The sequence below is a fragment of the Kitasatospora sp. NPDC023385 genome (assembly GCF_055664045.1).
In genome coordinates, this window is record NZ_JBVOOL010000002.1 from 1 (window position 1) to 19,014 (window position 19,014).

The 19,014-nt window shown below is 73.7% G+C and carries 15 protein-coding genes; 5 read left to right on the forward strand and 10 right to left on the reverse strand.

Going from position 1 to position 19,014, the window contains the following annotated elements; genetic code table 11:
• Positions 1–318: 318 nt before the first annotated feature.
• The 4 genes from rsmG (at position 319) to AC0B61_RS02930 (ending at position 4,170) form a co-directional block, all read left to right on the forward strand.
• Positions 319–1,137 (forward strand): 16S rRNA (guanine(527)-N(7))-methyltransferase RsmG, encoded by an 819-nt coding sequence (gene rsmG / locus AC0B61_RS02915; protein ID WP_471738847.1) that lies wholly within the window; start codon positions 319–321, stop codon positions 1,135–1,137.
• Between the two features lie 190 nt (positions 1,138–1,327).
• Positions 1,328–2,377: a ParA family protein gene (locus tag AC0B61_RS02920; protein ID WP_471739363.1), complete on the forward strand. Its 1,050-nt coding sequence runs from the start codon at positions 1,328–1,330 to the stop codon at positions 2,375–2,377.
• Positions 2,374–3,429, forward strand: a complete 1,056-nt coding sequence (locus AC0B61_RS02925; protein WP_471738848.1) for a ParB/RepB/Spo0J family partition protein — start codon at positions 2,374–2,376, stop codon at positions 3,427–3,429. Before AC0B61_RS02920 ends, AC0B61_RS02925 begins: the two co-directional genes overlap by 4 nt.
• 123 nt (positions 3,430–3,552) lie before the next feature.
• Complete coding sequence (locus AC0B61_RS02930; RefSeq protein WP_471738849.1) at positions 3,553–4,170, forward strand: GNAT family N-acetyltransferase; 618 nt, start codon at positions 3,553–3,555, stop codon at positions 4,168–4,170.
• A gap of 116 nt (positions 4,171–4,286) precedes the next feature.
• On the opposite strand, the gene trxA is transcribed toward AC0B61_RS02930, so the two are convergent.
• The 8 genes from trxA to AC0B61_RS02970 all read right to left on the reverse strand — a co-directional run bounded on the left by trxA (position 4,287) and on the right by AC0B61_RS02970 (position 15,470).
• Positions 4,287–4,613, reverse strand: coding sequence for a thioredoxin (gene trxA / locus AC0B61_RS02935; RefSeq protein WP_471738850.1), 327 nt, complete (start codon positions 4,611–4,613; stop codon positions 4,287–4,289).
• Positions 4,614–4,746: 133 nt separating this feature from the next.
• Positions 4,747–5,712 (reverse strand): thioredoxin-disulfide reductase, encoded by a 966-nt coding sequence (gene trxB / locus AC0B61_RS02940; protein WP_471738851.1) that lies wholly within the window; start codon positions 5,710–5,712, stop codon positions 4,747–4,749.
• Between the two features lie 172 nt (positions 5,713–5,884).
• Positions 5,885–6,889: a hypothetical protein gene (locus AC0B61_RS02945; protein ID WP_471738852.1), complete on the reverse strand. Its 1,005-nt coding sequence runs from the start codon at positions 6,887–6,889 to the stop codon at positions 5,885–5,887.
• The gene (gene sigM, locus AC0B61_RS02950) at positions 6,886–7,641 is read right to left on the reverse strand and encodes an RNA polymerase sigma factor SigM (RefSeq protein ID WP_471738853.1); all 756 of its coding nucleotides are present in this window, start codon (positions 7,639–7,641) and stop codon (positions 6,886–6,888) included. The genes AC0B61_RS02945 and sigM overlap by 4 nt, the downstream gene beginning before the upstream one ends.
• Positions 7,642–7,685: 44 nt before the next feature.
• A complete protein-coding gene (locus AC0B61_RS02955) occupies positions 7,686–9,740 on the reverse strand; it encodes a protein kinase family protein (RefSeq protein WP_471738854.1) in 2,055 nt (684 codons plus the stop codon).
• Between the two features lie 361 nt (positions 9,741–10,101).
• A complete protein-coding gene (murJ, locus tag AC0B61_RS02960; protein ID WP_471738855.1) occupies positions 10,102–12,609 on the reverse strand; it encodes a murein biosynthesis integral membrane protein MurJ in 2,508 nt (835 codons plus the stop codon).
• A 58-nt stretch (positions 12,610–12,667) separates the two neighbouring features.
• Positions 12,668–15,181: a DUF6049 family protein gene (locus AC0B61_RS02965; RefSeq protein WP_471738856.1), complete on the reverse strand. Its 2,514-nt coding sequence runs from the start codon at positions 15,179–15,181 to the stop codon at positions 12,668–12,670.
• Positions 15,174–15,470, reverse strand: a complete 297-nt coding sequence (locus AC0B61_RS02970) for a hypothetical protein (protein WP_471738857.1) — start codon at positions 15,468–15,470, stop codon at positions 15,174–15,176. The genes AC0B61_RS02965 and AC0B61_RS02970 overlap by 8 nt, the downstream gene beginning before the upstream one ends.
• Positions 15,471–15,569: 99 nt before the next feature.
• Here AC0B61_RS02970 and AC0B61_RS02975 point away from each other — a divergent pair, with 99 nt between their 5' ends.
• A complete protein-coding gene (locus AC0B61_RS02975) occupies positions 15,570–17,063 on the forward strand; it encodes a CCA tRNA nucleotidyltransferase (RefSeq protein WP_471738858.1) in 1,494 nt (497 codons plus the stop codon).
• A gap of 75 nt (positions 17,064–17,138) precedes the next feature.
• On the opposite strand, the gene AC0B61_RS02980 is transcribed toward AC0B61_RS02975, so the two are convergent.
• Positions 17,139–18,194 carry an LppU/SCO3897 family protein gene (locus AC0B61_RS02980; RefSeq protein WP_471738859.1) on the reverse strand — a complete coding sequence of 352 codons (1,056 nt, stop codon included), beginning with the start codon at positions 18,192–18,194 and terminating at the stop codon, positions 17,139–17,141.
• A 31-nt stretch (positions 18,195–18,225) separates the two neighbouring features.
• Complete coding sequence (locus AC0B61_RS02985; protein ID WP_471738860.1) at positions 18,226–18,927, reverse strand: LppU/SCO3897 family protein; 702 nt, start codon at positions 18,925–18,927, stop codon at positions 18,226–18,228.
• Positions 18,928–19,014 lie beyond the last annotated feature (87 nt).

Below are 19,014 nucleotides of genomic sequence, written 5' to 3' on the forward strand. Positions count from 1 at the left end.
ATGCCGGAGCCGGGGGTGAGGTCGCGGGCCATGGGCACTGCTCTTTCCATCGGGAGGGGACAGCCGGTCGGTGCGCGTCCGCGGACGCGGGCCGGGGGGGGGCGGGGGGGGGGGGGGGGGGCCCCCCCCCCCCCCCCCCCCCCCCCCCCCCCACGACCGGCCGCCGCGGCGGCCGGAGAGCTTCACCGGACGCGACCCCGTCCGCCTCGTGCGGGCGGGGTCGTCGTCCCTTTCCGCGGGGAGCTGCCCGGCGGGAGACGTTTCACGTGAAACAGTGCGTTGAGCGGGTCGGTGGATCCGGGGATCGGAGAGGTCGAGATGGACACGGAGAACGCGGCTGGCGGCCGGCCGGGGGCGGACGTGGATCCGGCCGCCGAGGGGCGGGCCGCCGAGGCGGTCGAGTTGACCGAGGCGCCGGCCGTCGCCCGGGAGGTCTTCGGCGACCGCTACGACGCCGCCGTCCGGTACACCGAGCTGCTGGCGACCGCAGGCGTCCAGCGCGGCCTGATCGGGCCGCGTGAGGTGCCCCGGCTCTGGGACCGCCACGTGCTCAACTGCGCGGTGCTGGCCGAGCTGCTGCCGGCCGGCACCACCCTGTGCGACGTCGGCTCCGGCGCCGGCCTGCCCGGCATCCCGGTGGCGCTGGCCCGCCCGGACGTCTCGGTCACGCTGCTGGAGCCGCTGCTGCGCCGGACCACCTTCCTGGAGGAGGTCGTCCGGGAGCTGGGGCTGGAGAACGTGACGGTGCTGCGCGGCCGGGCCGAGGAGATGATCGGCAAGCTCGCGGTGGACGTGGTGACCGCCCGGGCGGTGGCGCCGCTGGACCGGCTCGCCGGTTGGGGCATGCCGCTGCTGCGGCCGCACGGTCAGATGCTGGCGCTCAAGGGGGACAGCGCCGAGCAGGAGCTGGCCGACTCCCGCGCCGGGCTGACCAAGCTGGGCGCGGTCGAGTGGAGCGTGATCTCGGTCGGCGAGGGCACCCTGGAGACCTCCACCCGGGTGGTCCAGGTCAAGGCGGGGGAGAGCCCCGGTGGCGTGAAGGCCGCGACCCGGCGGGCCAAGGCGGCCCGGGCCGGCCGCACCGCGACCGCCCGGACGGGTGAGCGCGGTCGGGGCGGGCGGCGCCGCAGCCGCTGAGCCGGGCGGCTCGCGCACCTGCGGAGACGGGCGGACGGTCCTCCTGAACGGGGGAACCGGCCGCCCGTCGGCGTTGAGGTGACCGGTGGGCCGACATCGGGAAACCGGAGTGTCGCAACGTCAGATTTCCGGCATAGCGGGCATGGTGTTTCACGTGAAACGTCGCTCCTTGCTCTCGGACAGTCTCGATCTGCGGCTCCGCCGCGGGCTCGGCCTCTTCCGGGCGGCGACTGTTGCCGCTCCGGTTTCACGTGAAACACTGACCCCCATGCAGGACTCGGAGACCATCGACCAGATCGATGACACGCCCATCGGACGGGCCGCCCAGGCTGCGGTCCAGGCGATCGGCCGAGCGGGCGAGGGGCTTCCCCGGCCCGCCGCGACCCGGGTGATCGTGGTCGCCAACCAGAAGGGCGGGGTGGGCAAGACCACCACCACCGTGAACATGGCCGCCTCGCTGGCCATGCACGGACTGCGCGTCCTGGTCGTCGACCTCGATCCGCAGGGCAACGCCTCCACCGCGCTGGGCATCGACCACCACGCCGAGGTGCCGTCCATCTACGACGTCCTGGTGGAGGGCAAGCCGCTGGCCGACGTGGTCCAGCCGGTGCACGACGTCGAGGGACTGTTCTGCGTCCCCGCCACCATCGATCTGGCCGGTGCCGAGATCGAACTGGTCTCCCTGGTGGCCCGGGAGAGCCGGCTCCAGCGCGCCATCGCGGCCTACGAGCAGCCGCTCGACTACATCCTGATCGACTGTCCGCCCTCGCTGGGCCTGCTGACGGTCAACGCCCTGGTGGCCGGCCAGGAGGTGCTGATCCCGATCCAGTGCGAGTACTACGCGCTGGAGGGCCTCGGCCAGCTGCTGCGCAACGTCGAGCTGGTCCGCGCGCACCTCAACCCCGCGCTGCACGTGTCGACCATCCTGCTCACCATGTACGACGCCCGGACCAGGCTGGCCGCCCAGGTCGCCGAGGAGGTCCGGACCCACTTCCAGCGCGAGGTGCTGAGCACGGCGATCCCGCGCTCGGTGCGCATCTCGGAGGCGCCCAGCTACGGGCAGACGGTGCTCACCTACGACCCGGGTTCGACCGGGGCGCTCTCCTACCTGGAGGCCGCCCGCGAGCTCGCGCTGCGTGCGGTGGGCCGGAGCGGCTCGCCGGTGGGCCAGCAGCGGGACGGCCAGCAGGGGCAGGCCGCCCCGGTGGCACAGCACGGCACGACGGAGGGTCATCAGTGAGTGGTCGCAGGGCTTTGGGGAAGGGTCTCGGGGCACTGCTCCCGTCGGCTCCGCCGACGGGCGACGGGACGGCGGCAGAGCCCCCGGTGGCCGTGACCGCATCGGCCGCGGTGGTGAAGACCGGAACGGTCTCGCCGGCCGCGGTGCCGGTGCTGCCCTCCGGCCGGGGGACGGTGGCCGCCCGGGCCGCCGGGCTCGCCGAGGTCGCCGGAGCCCGGTACGCGGAGCTGCCGGTGGACGCGATCGCCTCCAACCCGCGTCAGCCGCGCGAGATCTTCGACGAGGACAAGCTGAAGGAGCTGGTCGGCTCCATCAAGGAGGTCGGGCTGCTCCAGCCGATCGTGGTGCGCCAGGTCGCGGCGGGCCGCTTCGAGCTGATCATGGGTGAGCGCCGGTGGCGCGCCTCCCGGGAGGCCGGGCTGGAGCGGATCCCCGCGATCATCCGGGCCACCGAGGACGACAAGCTCCTGGTGGACGCCCTCCTGGAGAACCTGCACCGGGCCGAACTGAACCCGCTGGAGGAGGCGGCTGCCTACGACCAGCTGCTGCGGGACTTCTCCTGCACCCAGGAGGAGCTGGCCGAGCGGATCGCCCGCTCGCGCGAGCACGTGTCCAACACGCTGCGACTGCTGAAGCTCCCGCCGTCCGTCCAGACCCGGGTCGCTTCCGGGGTGCTGACCGCCGGGCACGCCCGTGCGCTGCTCAGGCTGCAGGACAGCGACCAGCAGGAGGAGCTGGCCAAGCGGATCAACGCGGAGGGCCTCTCGGTGCGGACCACCGAGGAGATCGCCCGGATGATGGCCACGGAGTCCGACCAGCCCAAGCGCCGCCAGGCGCCGAAGGCGGGCAAGCTGAACTCCCCGGCCTTCAACGACCTGGCGAGCCGGCTGTCCGACCGTTTCGACACCAGGGTCAAGGTCGAGGTGTCGCAGCGCGGCGGGAAGCTGGGCAAGGGCAAGGTGGTGCTGGAGTTCGGTTCGGTGGAGGACCTCAACCGGATCCTGGACAGCATGGCTCCCGGTGAGGACGGACTGCGGCTGTCGCACGGCTGAGCCGGGGGAGAGCACTGACCCGCTGGGTGCATGCTTCACGTGAGCGCTGTTTCACGTGAAACGTGCACCCATCGGTGTTCGTGGGGGAATGCTCGACCGTGACGTGGAGGAGGAGGTGCGGGCATGGGACGCCGGATCGCTCCGCTGACGCTGGACAACCTCGGGGACCTGCCGACCGGCTGCCGCTCCTGCGTGTTCTGGGAGCTGGACCCGGTCAGCGCCAGGGAGGCGGTGGAATCCGGGAAGCCGGAGCTGGAGAAGGAGGGGTGGATCTCCACGGTGCTGCTGGAGTGGGGCTCCTGCGGGCGGATCGTCTACGTGGACGACCAGCCCGCCGGGTTCGTGCTCTACGCGCCGCCCGCCTACGTGCCCCGCTCGCAGTCCTTCCCGACCAGCCCGGTCTCCCCGGACGCCGTTCAGCTGATGGTCAGCCGGGTGCTGCCGGGATACCAGCGCCAGGGGCTCGGCCGGGTGCTGGTGCAGACCGTGGCCAAGGACCTGATCGGGCGCGGGGTGCGGGCGATCGAGGCCTTCGGCTCGGCCGGACGGCTGCCGACCGGCTGCGTGCTGCCGGCCGACCACCTGCTCGCGGTCGGCTTCAAGACCGTCCGGCCGCACCCGCGCTACCCGCGGCTGCGGCTGGAGGCGCGGAGCACGCTCTCCTGGCGGGGGGACATGGAGGGGGCGCTGGAGCGGCTGCTCGGCGGCGGGCGCAAGGAGCCGGCCCTGCGGCCGTTCTGAGCGGGCGTTCCGAGCGCCCTTTTTTCCGCCGCGGCCGCGGAGGGACGGGGACACACGACGGCGGCGGGGCCCCCGAGTGGGGAGCCCCGCCGCCGTACGGTCGTCGTCCTGACGACCTAGATGAAGCCGTCCAGCTCGCGCAGCAGCGCGGCCTTGGGACGGGCACCGGTGATGGACTTCACCGGCTCGCCGCCCTTGTAGAGGATCAGGGTCGGGATCGAGATGACGCCGTACTGGGCGGCGGTCGCCTGGTTGGCGTCCACGTCGAGCTTGGCGATCGTCAGCTTGTCGCCGTGCTCGGACGCGATCTCGTCGAGGATCGGGGCGACCTGGCGGCACGGGCCGCACCAGGTGGCCCAGAAGTCGACCAGCACGGGCTTGTCGCTCTCCAGGACGTCGGACTTGAACGTCGCGTCGGTGACGGTGGTGGTGGCGCCGGCCACGGGGACTCCTCGGGGTTCGGACGGAGGGGGCTGCTGCCAGGTCAACAACGGGTGGGCCCGTTCTGTTTCTGCCTGGCCGGGCGGGGGCGTTTCACGTGAAACACCCCCGTGGGGTGGGTCGGTGGCTCGGGGCTCAGACCGCCACGGCGGCGGCCTTGGCCTCCAGGTCGTCGAGGGCGGCCAGGTAGCGCTCGGCGTCCAGCGCGGAGGAGCAACCGGTGCCGGCGGCCGTGATGGCCTGGCGGTAGGTGTGGTCCACGACGTCGCCGGCGCCGAACACGCCCGGGATGTTGGTCCGGGTCGAGGGGGCCTCGACCTTGAGGTAGCCCTCGGCGTCGAGGTCCAGCTGGCCCTTGAACAGCTCGGTGCGCGGGTCGTGGCCGATCGCGATGAACAGGCCGGTGACGGCCAGCTCACGGGTCTCGCCGGTGGTGGTGTCGCGCAGGGTGACGCCGGTCAGCTTCGGGTCGCCGTGGATGGCCTCGACCGCGCTGTCCCACTCGAAGCGGATCTTCGGGTCGGCGAAGGCGCGCTCCTGCATCGCCTTGGAGGCGCGCAGGCTGTCCCGGCGGTGGATGATCGTGACGCTCCGGGCGAAGCGGGAGAGGAAGGTCGCCTCCTCCAGGGCGGTGTCGCCGCCGCCGACCACCGCGATGTCCTGGTCGCGGAAGAAGAAGCCGTCGCAGGTCGCGCACCAGGAGACGCCGCGGCCGGAGAGCCTGTCCTCGTTCGGCAGGCCGAGCTTGCGGTGCTGGGAGCCGGTGGTGACGATCACGGCGCGCGCCTTGTGCACGTTGCCCTCGGAGTCGGTGACGGTCTTGACGTCACCCGTGAGGTCGACCGCGACGATGTCGTCCGGGATCAGCTCGGCGCCGAAGCGCTCGGCCTGGGCCCGCATGTTGTCCATCAGCTCCGGGCCCATGATGCCGTCCCGGAAGCCCGGGAAGTTCTCGACCTCGGTGGTGTTCATCAGCGCACCACCGGCGGTGACGGCGCCCTCGAAGACCAGTGGCTGGAGGGAGGCACGGGCGGTGTAGAGCGCGGCCGTGTAGCCGGCCGGGCCGGAACCGATGATGATCACGTTACGGACGTCGCTCACTGCATCTCCTGGTTCGCATCGCGACCCGCGTTTGCTGCGGGGAGGGCGGTCCTGCTCCGCCGCCCGGGACAACGACTGACCAGTGTCTCGCATTCCCAGGCGGATCAGTACCAGGCGCCCGAACTCGGAAGTGGCGTGCCGCGCTGGTCGTGGATCGCATGGGAACCACCGGTCAGCGGCTGGGAACGGTCTCGTGCAGGAGGACCGGGCCGCAGTCGGGGGAGCGCAGGTAGACGTCGACCGAGCCGGGCAGGCCGGGGACGGGGAAGACCAGCACGTCGACCGGGGAGCCCTGGTAGCTGCCCCGGTCGGTGGCCAGCGGGACGCCGGGAGCGGGGGCCGGGCAGGACGGCGAGGCGGTCGGGGACGAGGTGGGGGAGCCCGGGGAGGACAGTTCCGGCCGGGCGCCCTCGGCGGGCAGGGCTGCCTCGGACTTGGCGGGTCCGGTCGCCCGCAGCCCCGGAGCGGCCTCGGAGCGGGCCAGCAGCTGCTGGATCTGGGCGGCGAGCTGGTCGGCACGGTAGACGGTGCCGGGACCGGCCGCGTGCGGGGTGCGGGCGCTCTGCTCGGCGGCGGAGGTGCCCGCCGGGGCGCCCGCGGTGACCGCGGTGCCGCCGGCCCGGTCGTCGGGCTGCAGCAGCAGCGCCCCGCCGAGGCCGATCGCGGCCAGCGCGGCGGCGGCACCGAGCAGCAGGGCGAACCGTCGCCGGGGCCGGGAGCGGCCGGGGCCGGTAGAGGCGGTGGAGGCGGCGGACCGGACAGCGGGCCGCGAGGGCGGCGCTGAGGAGCCCGTGGCGGCGCGTGCGCCCGAGGCCGGGGCGGCGGCGCGGCTGGCGGCGGTCGGGGTCTTCCGGGGGCTGTCTGAGCCCTCATGGCCGCTCCCGCTGGGCGCCTCGGCGGGGAGCTCGGCAGCGGCCTGGGCCGCCGCCGCGGCCAGCGCGGCGTCCAGGCGGGCGGCGACGTCGGCGGGCATGGGAGGGGTGTCGACGGTGCCCAGCAGTGCCTGGACCTCGGCGAGCGCCTCGACGGTCTCCCGGCATTCGGCGCAGCCGTCCAGGTGCCGGCGCAGCGCCTCGACGGCGTCGGGGGAGTCGACCAGGCCTTCGGCGAGGTCGGCCAGCCGCTCGACCGGGGGGTGCTCCTCGGCGGGATCCGGGGAGGAGAGGTGGGCGGTCATCGTGTGCTCGCGTCTCCTTCCAGGATCGTCCGGCCGGTGCCTGTCCCTGCGCTGGTGCTTGTGCCGGGGCCGGTGCCTGTTTCTCTGACGGTGCGGGAGCCCTTCGGGTTCCCCGGGGCGTTCCGTCGCAGCGGTGGCGTCGGGCCGGGGGCGGCCGGCGTTTCACGTGAAACACCGGGCCCGTCGTCGTTCTCGCGCAAGTGCCGGACGAGGGGGAGCAGCCGGGCGCGACCCCGGGCGCAGCGGCTCTTCACGGTGCCCACCGGAACGCCCAGCAGCTCGGCGGCCTCGGCGACCGGGTAGCCCTGCATGTCGACCAGCACCAGCGCGGCCCGCTGTTCGGCGGGCAGCTCGGCGAGCGCGGCGGTCACCTCGCGGTGCAGCTCGGCCCGGACCACCGACGAGTCGGCCGGCTCGGCGGCGCCGACCAGGGTGTCGAGCCGCTGCGGATCGTCGTCGAGCGGGGTGGTGCGGCGCGTGGCACTGCGCCGGGCGCGGTCCAGACAGGCGTTGACCACGATCCGGTGCAGCCAGGTGGTGACCGCCGAGCGGCCCTGGAAGCCGGCGGCCGCACGGAAGGCGGAGACCAGGGCGTCCTGGAGGGCGTCGGCGGCCTCCTCGCGGTCGCCCAGGGTGCGCAGGGCGACCGCCCAGAGCCGGTCGCGGTGGCGGTCCACCAACCGGCCGAAGGCCTCCGGATCGCCGGCGACGTGCCGGGCGAGCAAGGCCGCGTCGTCGTCCGCCACTGTCACCCCTTCGACCCCTTGCCGTCGTTCCGGTGCGCGGGCCGTCGCGGTCAGCCGGAGACCTTGACCTCGGCCACGTGGCCTCGGTACTTGCCGTCGCCATCCTTCGCCAGGCCGGTCAGCCAGATCAAGAGGTAACGCGTGGTGATCGGCGAGTCGAGGGCGTACTCGGCGTTGCCGCCGGACTTCGTGCCGACGACGGTGAAGCCGTCCGGCTTGGCCTGCATCGGGCTGGTGGCGGCGGCCGCGGTGGGCACCCGCAGCTCCGCCGTCTGCTCGCCGCCGAGGAACTGCACGTTCACCGAGGAGACCTGCTGCTGCGAGCCGAGGTCGATCAGCAGGCCGGTGCCCGACTTGAGGGCGGGCGGCTTGGGACCGAACTGGTCGTTGTACCAGCTGGTGGTCCAGGCGGTGCCGGGATCGCCGTCGACGGCCTTCGCGACGGCCTCGCTGCCCTCGGGCCCGTCGCCCAGCGGGTTGTACGACTGCGCCTCCTTGACGGGGATCGGCACCGGCTGGCGCGTCGTCGGGTGCGGGGTGGGCGCGGGGGTGCTGACCGAGGGCTTCGGCGCGGCGACGGACGGACCGGTGTGGCGCAGGTTGTCGACGAACTGCCAGGAGGCGACGCCGATCGCGCCCAGGGCGACCGCCCAGGCGGTGGCCTTGACCACCCGGCGCAGCCGTCGACGGGTGCGGTGGGTGGTGGCCGGGCGGGAGGAGGCGGGCAACGGGGCGACCGCGGGGTCGGCGACCCGGCTCGGGTTGGGCGCGGTGGGCAGGGCGTGGGTGTTGTGCCGGGGCGGGGCCGGGAAGGCGGGCAGCTCCGCTTCGGGCTGGCGGATCCGGGGCATCCGCGCGATCTCCCGGACCAGTTCCTCCGGGGTGGTGATCGGCTCGGCGTGGTGCGGCGGGTGGTCGGACAGGGCCCGGGCGGCGAGCTCGGACAGGCCCTTGTGGACCCCGGCGCGGACCTGGTCCGGCGCGGCGTTCTGGAGGCCCTTCGGCAAGCCCTGGAGGTCGTAGCGGTCCTCCGGGTACGGCCAGCGGTGGGTGAGCGCGGCGAACAGCAGGGCGCCGATCGCACGGGTGTCGGCGCGCTGGGCGTCCTCGGCGGTCTCCTCGGCGGGCAGCCCGCGCAGGGCGGCGTCCACCGCGATGCCGTTGATCCGGTACTGGCCGCTGTCGGTGCGCAGCACGCAGCGCGGGGTGAGCCGCAGGTGGGCCTGGCCGCGCCGGTGGGCGGCCGCGACCGCGTCGGCGACCTGGCGGACCATCTGGTACGCCTCGTGCGGCTCCATCGGGCCGTTGGCGATCAGCCTGGCCAGGTCGGAGGAGTGCGGCAGCCACTCCCGCACGACGTAGACCAGCTCGCCCTCCTGGACGGCGTCCAGGACCTGGACGAAGCGCGGGTCGCCCAGCAGGGCGGCGGACTTGGCCGCGGCCAGCACCTTGCGGGCCCGCTGGTGGCCGGAGGCCATCAGGTGGACGCCGACGGCCCGGCGCAGTTTCTCGTCGACGGCGCGCCAGCTGCTGAAGGTCTCCGTCTGGGAGATGCACTCCTCCAGCCGGTACCGGTGGCCGATCATGTCGCCGCTGCGCCGCTGCGGCGCGGGGAGGGTGCGCGGGAGGGTGGCGGTGTCGCGCGGGTCGACGGTGGGCTGCGGGTCGGTGGGGCGGCGGGTGGCGGACGCGGGCGCGGCGGTGGGTGCGGGCCTCTTCTGGGGCGAGTCGGCGGCCAGTTCGGCGCGGATCTCCTGCACCGAGAGCGGAGCGGTGATCTCCGAGGTCTCCTCGGAGACGGATCCCGCCGGGCCGGCGGACCGTGCGTCGACCTCGCTCTCGTCCCCGTCCTTGCCGGAGTCGTCAGGTTCGTCAGGGTCGTCCGAGTCGTCCGAGTCGTCAGGGTCCTCGGCGGGGTCGTCGGCGTCCTCGTCGGTCCCGGAGCCGGCGGCAGCGGTGGACGCGCCCTTGCCGGTGTCCGCGCAGGCGCGCCCGTGGGCGTCCTTCGCCACCGCGAGCCCGTCGATCGCCGCGGCCAGCGCGGCCTCGTCCGCCGCCGCGTCAGCTGTTGACGTGTCGACGACCGCCTTGGTGCCATCAGCCACCGTGGTCCTGCCTCCCCTTGTGTCGCCCCGGCCTGAGAGAGTCGCTGGAGCCCGCGGGTTGGTGGCCCTGTGCTCCAGGACAATTGTGCCCACTCTTCTCCACCGGGTACGACCGCTGAGGCGTCCGCTCGGTTGCGCGGTGGAGAGATGTGGTGCAGAACCGACACCGGCTCGCCATCTCGTTGCCGGGCCGGGCCGGCGATGAACCGGTTGTCCGGCACTCGGCCGGACGAGCGGAGGAGCCGTACGCTCCGGTTGACGCCCGGTCAGGGCGCCCGCTCGTCCGGCCGGTGGTCGGACGTTTTCGGACGGATCAGCAGATCGGTCGGCAGATCGGTCGGGCAGACGGGTCGACGGACGGTCAGCGGCCGATCCGGCCGCGGACCATGCCCAGGACGGCGTTCAGCTCCTCGATCCGCAGGCGCTTCGCGATCAGCACGAAGACGCCCAGCTGCAGGGCGCCGGCCACCAGGAGGGCGGCCACGCTGCCCGTCCAGCCGCCGAGGACGTGCTGGACCCCCAGGCTGGCGCCGAGGCCGACCAGTGCGGCCGGGGCGCAGGCGGCGGCCAGCCGGCTGTACGTCCGGCCGATCCGCTTGGTGTCCAACCCGCCGATCTTCTTCTTCAGCTTCGGCAGGGCCACCGTCACCCCGATGGCGTACCCGAGGCCGTAGCCGAACGCCATGCCGGTCACCGTCCATTCGGCGGGCAGCAGCAGCCAGCACAGCAGGGAGAAGCCGGCCTGGCAGACCGCGACCCAGACGGTGTTGGAGAACGGCGTGCGGGTGTCCTCGTAGGCGTAGAACCCGCGCAGCATCACGTACTGGGCCGAGTACGGGATCAGGCCCAGTGCGAACGCGGAGAGCATCAGACCGACGTTGCCCGCGTCGGTCAGGACCCTCGCGTCGCCGCCGACGGCGTAGATCGAACGGCCGACCACCGGGCCGAGCGACAGGAAGAGGAAGGCCGCCGGGACGACCGCCACCGCCGTGGTGCGCAGACCGTAGGAGATGTCGTCGCGGACGGCGCCGGCGTCCTCGTCGGCGGCCGCCCGGGAGAGCCGGGGGAGCACCGCGCTCATGATCGAGACGGTGATCACGGCCTGCGGGAGCTGCCAGATCAGCAGGGCGTTGGAGAACGCTGCCAGGCCGACACCGTTGTGTCCGGCGGCGGCGCCGGCCTGGGTGGACAGCTGGGTGATCACCAGGTAGCCGGCCTGGTTGGCGAGCACGAAGAAGAACGTCCACTTGGCCAGCCGGGCGGCCTTGCCGAGGCCGTGGCCGCGCCAGTCGAACCGGGGCCGGTAGTGGAAGTCGGCCGCCCGCAGGTACGGGATCATCGCCAGCGACTGGACGACCAGGCCGACCAGGGTGCCGAGGCCGAGCAGCCGCACGCCCTCGGGCGAGATGGCCTCCGGGGTGATCTGGGTGGTGCCGAACCCGCCGTAGACCCACAGGTAGGCGGAGAAGGTGAAGATCACCACGACGTTGTTCAGGACCGGGGTCCACATCATCGCGCCGAACCGGCCGCGGGCGTTGAGGACCTGGCCCATCACCACGTGGATGCCCATGAAGAAGATGGTCGGCAGGCAGTAGCGGGCCAGCGCCACCGTGGTGTCGGCGCGCTCCGGGTTCGCCATCATCGGGTGCGCGATCAGCTGGACCAGCACGGGCGCCCCGAGCACCGCGAGGAAGACCACGCCGGCCAGTCCGACCATCACCAGGGTGAGCAGCCGGCTGGCGTACGCCGTCCCGCCGTCCTCGTCGTTCTTCATGCTGCGCACCAGCTGCGGCACGAACACCGCGTTCAGCGCGCCGCCGCCGATGAGGATGTACAGCAGGGTCGGCAGGGTGTTCGCCGCGTTGTACGAGTCGCCCATCACGCCGACGCCGATGGCCGTGGTGATCACCATGGTCCGGACGAAGCCGGTGCCGCGGGAGACCAGCGTGCCGGCCGCCATGATCGCGCTGGAGTTCAGCAGGCTCGCGACCTTGCCGCCCCCGCCGGCCGCCGGGGCGGGCGCGGCCGCGGGCTGCTGCCGCGCGGCGTGCTCGTCGGCAGTGAGGTCGGCCAGCGGTTCGACCGCCGGGGGCACCGCGACGGCGGCCACCTGCATGGTGGCCTCCTCCTCGGAGAGCGGCGGGTCGAACTCGATCGGCGGCATGAAGGGGCGCGGCCCGCCCGGGCCGCCGTGCTGCGGCTGCCCCGGGTAGCCGCCCATCGGCGGGAACGGAGCGGGGCCGCCCGGCGGCACGGGTGCGCCGTACGCGCCGTACGGCTGCGTCGGCGGTGTCGGCTGCTGGGTCGGGCCCGGGACCGGGGAGGGGGCCGGAGCGGGCGGCGGCACCGGGGGCTGCGCCGCGTCCTGCGCCGGGCGGCCGCCGAACAGTGCGTCCACCCCGACGTACTCGGTGGTCTCGCTGTCCCAGGCCGCATGCGCCGGGCCGGGCTCCCACTGCTGCCGGGGCGGTTCCGCGGCGCCCCAGTGGCCGCCGGCCGGAGCCGTGGCGGCCTCCGGCTGCCAGGCGTCCTGCACCGGGGTGTCCCAGCCGGGCTGCGCCGGCGGGACCGGCGGCGCGAAGTGGTCCGCCGCCGGGTACGGGACGGGCGGCACCGGCGTCGGGTAGCCGCCACCCTGCGGCGGCAGCTGCGGGGGCACGTCGTACGCGGTGGCCGGCTGCTGCGGCGCGGCGGGCCGGCCGGCCTGCAGGCCGTACGGGTCCTGGCCGTCCCGGGGGTTCCCGTACGCGTCGGCCGCGTACGGGTCCTGGGCGTAGGTGTCGGCCACGTACCAGTCGCCGGACGGCGACTCGGCGCCCGGCCGGCTCTCACCGCGGCCCGGCGGCCGCTCCTCGCTGCGCCCGGTCATGTCACCTCTTCGCTGTCGTGGGGGGAGGCCGGCCCGGGGTTGCGGGGGGTCGGCGGTATCAAGGACCAACCTTCTCATCACTGGAGGTCCGATCCCGGCCATCCGGGCTGCTGCCGCGCGGTGTCTGCGCCGGACCGTCCCCGGCGTCGTCGCCCGCCGGGCCGTCCCCGCCCGTGCCGTCGGAGACATCGGTACCCGCGGGTTCGGCGGCTTCCGAAGCTTCCGCAGCGTCTGCGGCTCCCGCGGCGCCGCCGTCCGCCGGGGCGTCGCCGACCGGCTGGTCGCCGTCCTCGTGCGACTGCCCGCCCCGCCGCTTGCGCTGGCGCATGAAGCGCAGCGCGGCCAGCAGCAGGAGGAGGCCGGCGCCCGCGAAGACGTACAGCACGCCGTTGGTCACCGAGGTGACCTCGACCGTGAACGTCCGCGCCGTGCCGTACGGCCGCGAGTTGGGGCCGGTGGTCCAGAGCTGGGCGGTCATGCTGACCGGCCCGTTGTTGTGCGCCTCGGCCTGGAAGCGGAGGGTGGCGCTCTGCGAGGCCGGGAGGACCAGCTCCTCCTCGCGGCGCACGTTCAGCCGGTTCGGCTGGGCCGAGGTGAGCACCAGCTTCAGGTTGGTGACCGTCTGGGTCAGGTCGTTGCGGACGCTGACCTGGAGCAGGCCGGTGTCGCCGGCCAGCGTGACCACCGTCTTCTGCGGTACCTGGACGGCGTCGGTCAGCTCGTCCAGGTACCGCCTGACACCCGTGCGGTAGTCGGAGCCGGCCGGCGCCTGGGCGCGCCACTCGGTGGACAGCGAACGCACCATGGCGGCGCTGAACGGGCCGCGCACCCGCTGCGGCAGGGTGAGCACCCGCATCAGGGTGTCCAGGCGGTACTGGATGTCGTCGGTGCCGCTGAGGTCGGCGGCCGTCAGCTCCGACGCCCGGGCCCGGGTCGGGTAGTCGGCGGCGGCCGGGACGGCCGTGCCGGCCTTCTGGTCGGGCGGGATCTGGGTCAGCGTGTCCAGCTTGACCGGGGTGATCCACTTGTCGGAGGCCGTCTGCAGGGCGGTCGCCAGCACCCTGGCGGTGTCGACGCTCATCTCGCGCGGCGGCATGACCAGCAGGCCGCGCTGGTTCTGCGGCTGCTCGTGGGTGATCGCGAAGGTCTCGGCGAGGAAGCGCTGGGCCGCCGCGGTCTGGTCCTTCGGGGTGCTGAGGTCCCCGCGGAAGAGCGCGGAGACCGTCTCGTCGGCGACCGCGGCACTCTGCCCGTTGCCGATCGGGCGCACCGCGCTCGGGGTGTAGGTGAGCGAGTCCGGCTCCGGCATGCTCGCCCCGTCGACCAGCACCAGCCCGCTGCCCGCCTGCTGGGCGAGGCCGGTGATCTGCTGGTCGACGTAGCCCTGGTACGGCCAGGCGACGTCCGAGCGGGTGTCCACCGAGAGCCGGCCCTCGACGGTCAGCCGCCCGGCCGTGGCCGCCCTGTTCAGGGTGCCGGTCATCGCGGGCAGGTCGGCGCCGTTGTGCGCGATCGAGGCGAGGTCCGGGTCGGCGTACGGCAGCGTCACCACCTGGTTGCCCGGCTTGGCGGCCGCGGTCCGCAGCTTCTCCAGCCAGGCCGCGGCGGCGGCCGAGCCGTTGTTCAGGACGGTGTTGTCGTCCCTGGCCGGCTTGCCGGTGTTCTCGGTGTGCGGGTTCTGCACCCGGTACGGCTTGGTCATGGCGAACGCGGCGTCCAGCAGGTCCGGGTCGATCACCCAGGTCAGCCCGGTCAGCTTGGAGCCGGTGTCGAGCAGCTCGTACAGCCGCCCGCCGGGGGCGAACTCGGTGGCGAGGCTGTCGTCGCGCAGCACCGAGACGGACTGGTCGTTGTCGGCGACGGTCTGCGCGGCCAGCACCGGCGCGTGCACCAGCGGCCAGAGCGTGGTGACCTTCGTCGGCTGCGCCTCGGCGCCGCCCGGGTTGAACGGCAGGAAGCTCCGGGCGATGCCCAGGGCGCGGTCGTGCGGGTTGTCGGCGGTCGAGCCCCAGGCGTCCACGGCGAGCTCGTACACGCCGCTCGCGGACATCCCGAGCTCGTTCACGGCGACGCTCAGGGTGTACGGGAGGGTCTGGCCCGGGTCGAGCTCCGGCAGCGCGTACTGCGGGCTGTCCAGCTCCACGCCGTCCGCCCCGCCCGGCGTGGTGCGGCCGGCCACGTTCGCCAGATCGCTGCGCCGGTCCAGCGGCCGGCCGGAGAACGGCTTGCGGACGGCCGCGTGGGCGCCCTTGAGCGCCGACTTGCCGGCGTTGGTCACGTGGCCGGTGATCGTCACTGTGCCGTTCGGGGCGGCCACCTGCGGGGCCAGCGACTCGATGGTCAGGACCACCGGGTACTCGGCCGAGGCGGTCGAGTCGGCGGCCGGCCGGACGTCGCCGCCGGAGGGCAGCGCGCCGGCCGGGGCGGCCGTGAAGAAGGTCAGGGCGGCCGCGCAGGCGGCGGCGAGGCGCAGGCCCGCGCGGCGGACCGGATGGCGCCCGTCGGCGGGACGTTCGGCCCCTCCAGGCTGTCGGTGCGCTCCCAGGCCCGAGTGCCGTGCCGGCTCACTCACTCGCTTCGCCCTCGCCGTTCTCGATCGCTTGCTGCTGATGGCTGCTGGTGCTGGCCGCCCGGCGCGGTGCGCCCGGCGTCCTTGGCTTGAAACTCTTGGAACTCTTGGAACTCTTGAAGCTCTTGTAACTCTGGAACTCTTGAAGCTCTTCGGACTGTCGGAATTCCTGGAACTGCTGGAACCCTGCGCCTGCCGCCGTCGCCGCACCGCTGCCGCGGCGGCGCCGCAGACCGAGGCGGCACGCGGCACCGCATCCCCTGTCCGGTGCCCGAGACTCGTCCACCGGCATGGTAACGATGCAGCCTCGGGTGCAGTGTTGCGGGCTGTGGGGTGAGACGCCCAAAACGCGCGGGCGGTTGACCTGCTCGGGCACGTACCCTTGTGAGCCGTGTCCACTGCCAATGAGCCCACCACGCGCACCGACCGTTCCAGCACCGCCGTCCAGGTCGTCCCAGGCCTTAGCGAGGCCCAGACCCTGGGGCTGCAAGAGCTGCTGCGGGTGTCGCCGGTCGCCGACGAGATCGCCCGCCGCTTCCAGGCGGCCGGGCACCGGCTGGCGCTGGTCGGCGGCTCGGTGCGGGACGCGCTGCTCGGGCGGCTCGGCAACGACCTGGACTTCACCACCGACGCCCGCCCCCAGCAGGTGCTCAAGCTGGTCAAGGGCTGGGCGGACGCGGTCTGGGACGTCGGCATCGCCTTCGGCACCGTCGGCGCCCGCAAGGACACCCCCGAGGGCTCCTTCCTGATCGAGATCACCACCTACCGCTCCGAGGCCTACGACCGCACCTCCCGCAAGCCCGAGGTGACCTACGGCGACACCATCGAGCAGGACCTGGTCCGCCGGGACTTCACGGTCAACGCGATGGCCGTCGACCTGCCCGGCCGCGCCTTCGTCGACCCGCACCACGGCCTGGACGACCTGGAGGCCCGGGTGCTGCGCACCCCCGCCACCCCCGAGGAGTCCTTCTCCGACGACCCGCTGCGGATGATGCGGGCCGCCCGCTTCGCCGCCCAGCTCGACTTCGAGCCGGCCCCCGAGGTGGTCGCCGCGATGACCGCGATGGCCGAGCGGATCACCATCGTCTCCGCGGAGCGGGTCCAGGCCGAGCTCAACAAGCTGCTGCTGGCCAAGCACCCGGTGAAGGGTCTGCGGCTGCTGGTCGACACCGGCCTGGCCGGGCACGTGCTGCCCGAGCTCCCCGCGCTGCAGCTGGAGCGGGACGAGCACCACCGGCACAAGGACGTCTACGAGCACTCGCTGACCGTCCTGGAGCAGGCCGTCGACCTGGAGCAGGACGGCCCGGACCTCACCCTGCGGCTGGCCGCGCTGCTGCACGACATCGGCAAGCCGCGCACCCGCCGCTTCGAGTCGGACGGCCGGGTCTCCTTCCACCACCACGAGGTGGTCGGCGCCAAGATGGCCCGCAAGCGGATGCGCGAGCTCAAGTACTCCAAGGAGCTCACCGAGGACGTCTCGCGCCTGGTCGAGCTGCACCTGCGCTTCCACGGCTACGGCGGCGGCGAGTGGACCGACTCCGCGGTGCGCCGCTACGTCACCGACGCCGGGCCGCTGCTGGAGCGCCTGCACAAGCTGACCCGCTCCGACTGCACCACCCGAAACAAGAAGAAGGCGACGGCGCTCGCGCGCACCTACGACGGGCTGGAGACGCGGATCGCCGAGCTGAAGGCGCAGGAGGAGCTGGACTCCGTCCGCCCGGCGCTGGACGGCAACCAGATCATGGAGCTGCTCGGCGTCAAGCCCGGTCCGCAGGTCGGCAAGGCGTACAAGCACATGCTCGAACTCCGCCTGGAGCACGGCCCGATGGAGCACGACGAGGCGGTCGCGGCGCTGCGGGCCTGGTGGGCCGAGCAGCAGGGCTGACCGGGCCGGCGGCCCCGACGACGCGAGGGGTGGTCCCGGCACTCGGCCGGGGCCACCCCTCGCGCGCGGGTCGGGCTACTTGAGCTTCTTGAGGCAGAGCACGTAGTTCAGGGCCGGGAGGTTGGTGTAGGTGCGGGTGTACCAGCTGTCCGCCTTCGGCTGCTGCTCGCAGACCTTCTCGTCGGACGTCGCCGGGTACTTGTAGACCACCTTGTACTGGGCCTTGGTGTCGGTGCAGGCCAGCACCGAGACCTTGGGGTGGGTGTCCGTGGTCGAGCCGGTGCCGTTCTCGTTGCGCAGGCAGTCGCCGGCCTTCGCCGTGTCGACGCTGTCGGCCGCGTCGGCCGGGTCGCTCGGCGTGGTGACCGGCGGGAGGGTGATGCTCGGCATCACGGGCATCGTGAACGTCGGCGAGGGGAAGGCCGGCGGGGGCGAGTAGGTGAAGGAGCTGGGCGACGGCGACGGCGCGGCGACGATCCCACCGCTCGGGCCGTCGTTCTTCGTCGGGCCGAGCACCCCGGTCGCGGCCAGGACGACGGCGACCGCCAGCGAGGCCGGCACCAGCAGCATCGCGACGTGCGGGCGGCGGGCCAGCGGCACGCCCGGGTCGGGCTGCGGGCCGTGGGTGCCCGGGACGGGGGGCTGCAGCCGCTTGAACTTGTTGTGCGGGACGAGGTTCAGCAGCAGGGTGATCGGGGTCAGCAGCCACGACACCGGGCTCCACCAGCCCTGTACCAGCGTCCGGGCGGACATGTCGCGCACGGTGGCCGTTCCGCAGGTACGGCAGAACGGGCCGGACATCCGCAGCATCCGGTACGCCAGGACCAGGCCCTGGTGGCCGCGCACGGTGGCGTCCACCGCCGGGTAGCCGCCGCAGAACCGGCAGGTCGGGCCGGGCGGGTAGCCGTACGCGGCCGGGGGCTGCTGGTAGCCGTACGGCTGCTCGGGCGGCGGGGGGCTCGGGTAGCCGTACCCGGGCTGGCCGGACTGGCCGGGCGGCGGCGGAGGGCTCGGGTAGCCGTACGCCGGCGGCGGGGGCGGTGCGCCGTAGGCACCGCCGGCGGAGTACGGGTTGCCGTCCTCCGGCGGCGGAGCGCCGTACGGCATCTGGGGCGGAGGCGGAACGGACAAGTGGTCCCCCGGTGAGGAGTGGTGGAAGAGTTCAGGACTTCTTCACCGGCGGGACGCCGGTGGTGGCGGGCGTCAGCGGACCGAGGCAGAGCACGTACCGCTTCTTGTTCCAGCGGCGGCCGCTCTTGCCGGAGACGGCGCTCGTGGTCTGCGGGGTCTGCTTGCAGCGGTTCACGTCGGTGGTGCCTTCGAACTTCGACAGTACGCGGTAATTCGCTTGGGAATCAGTGCACTTGACGATCGAGACATCACGGGAGCCGCCCACCCGCACACAGTCGCCGGGCTTGGCGCTGCTGACGCTCGGTCCGGCGACGAAGTATCCGACCGCCAGTGCCAGGCAGCCGCTGACCAGGCCGGCCGCCTTCAGCTTGGCCTTGGCGCCGAGCTTCTTCGCGGGCGCGGGCGCGGCCTGTGCCGGCGCGCCCGGCTGCGGGTAGCCGTACGACCCGGCGGGCGGCTGCTGTCCGTACGGCGGCTGTCCATAGGGCTGCTGCCCGTACGGCTGCTGTCCGTAGGGAGGTTGGCCGGGCGGCTGCTGCCCGTACGGCGGCGGCGGCCCGTAGCCGGGCGGGGCCGGCTGCGCGGGCTGCCCGTAGGCCGGGGGCGGTCCGTAGGCCGGCGGCGGTCCGTACGGCGCGGCCGGCGGGGGGACCGGCGCGCCGTACGGCTGTGAGGCGGGCGCCCCGACCGGGGCCGGGTGCGGCGGCCCGTACGGGTTGGGCGGTGTGGTCATCAGTTCGTCCCCCGAGACAGAGTGCTGTCGTGCCGACAGGTCTGACACCTTAGCGACCCGGTCGGACGCCATCCGTCCCGAGTCCCC

What these genes read in the sequence shown, in the direction of transcription:
- rsmG (WP_471738847.1), top strand. Translation starts at nt 319, where the DNA reads ATGGACACGGAGAACGCGGCTGGCGGCCGGCCGGGGGCGGACGTGGAT.
- AC0B61_RS02930 (WP_471738849.1), top strand. Translation starts at nt 3,553, where the DNA reads ATGGGACGCCGGATCGCTCCGCTGACGCTGGACAACCTCGGGGACCTG.
- AC0B61_RS02945 (WP_471738852.1), bottom strand. Translation starts at nt 6,889, where the DNA reads ATGACCGCCCACCTCTCCTCCCCGGATCCCGCCGAGGAGCACCCCCCG.
- murJ (WP_471738855.1), bottom strand. Translation starts at nt 12,609, where the DNA reads ATGACCGGGCGCAGCGAGGAGCGGCCGCCGGGCCGCGGTGAGAGCCGG.
- AC0B61_RS02970 (WP_471738857.1), bottom strand. Translation starts at nt 15,470, where the DNA reads ATGCCGGTGGACGAGTCTCGGGCACCGGACAGGGGATGCGGTGCCGCG.
- AC0B61_RS02985 (WP_471738860.1), bottom strand. Translation starts at nt 18,927, where the DNA reads ATGACCACACCGCCCAACCCGTACGGGCCGCCGCACCCGGCCCCGGTC.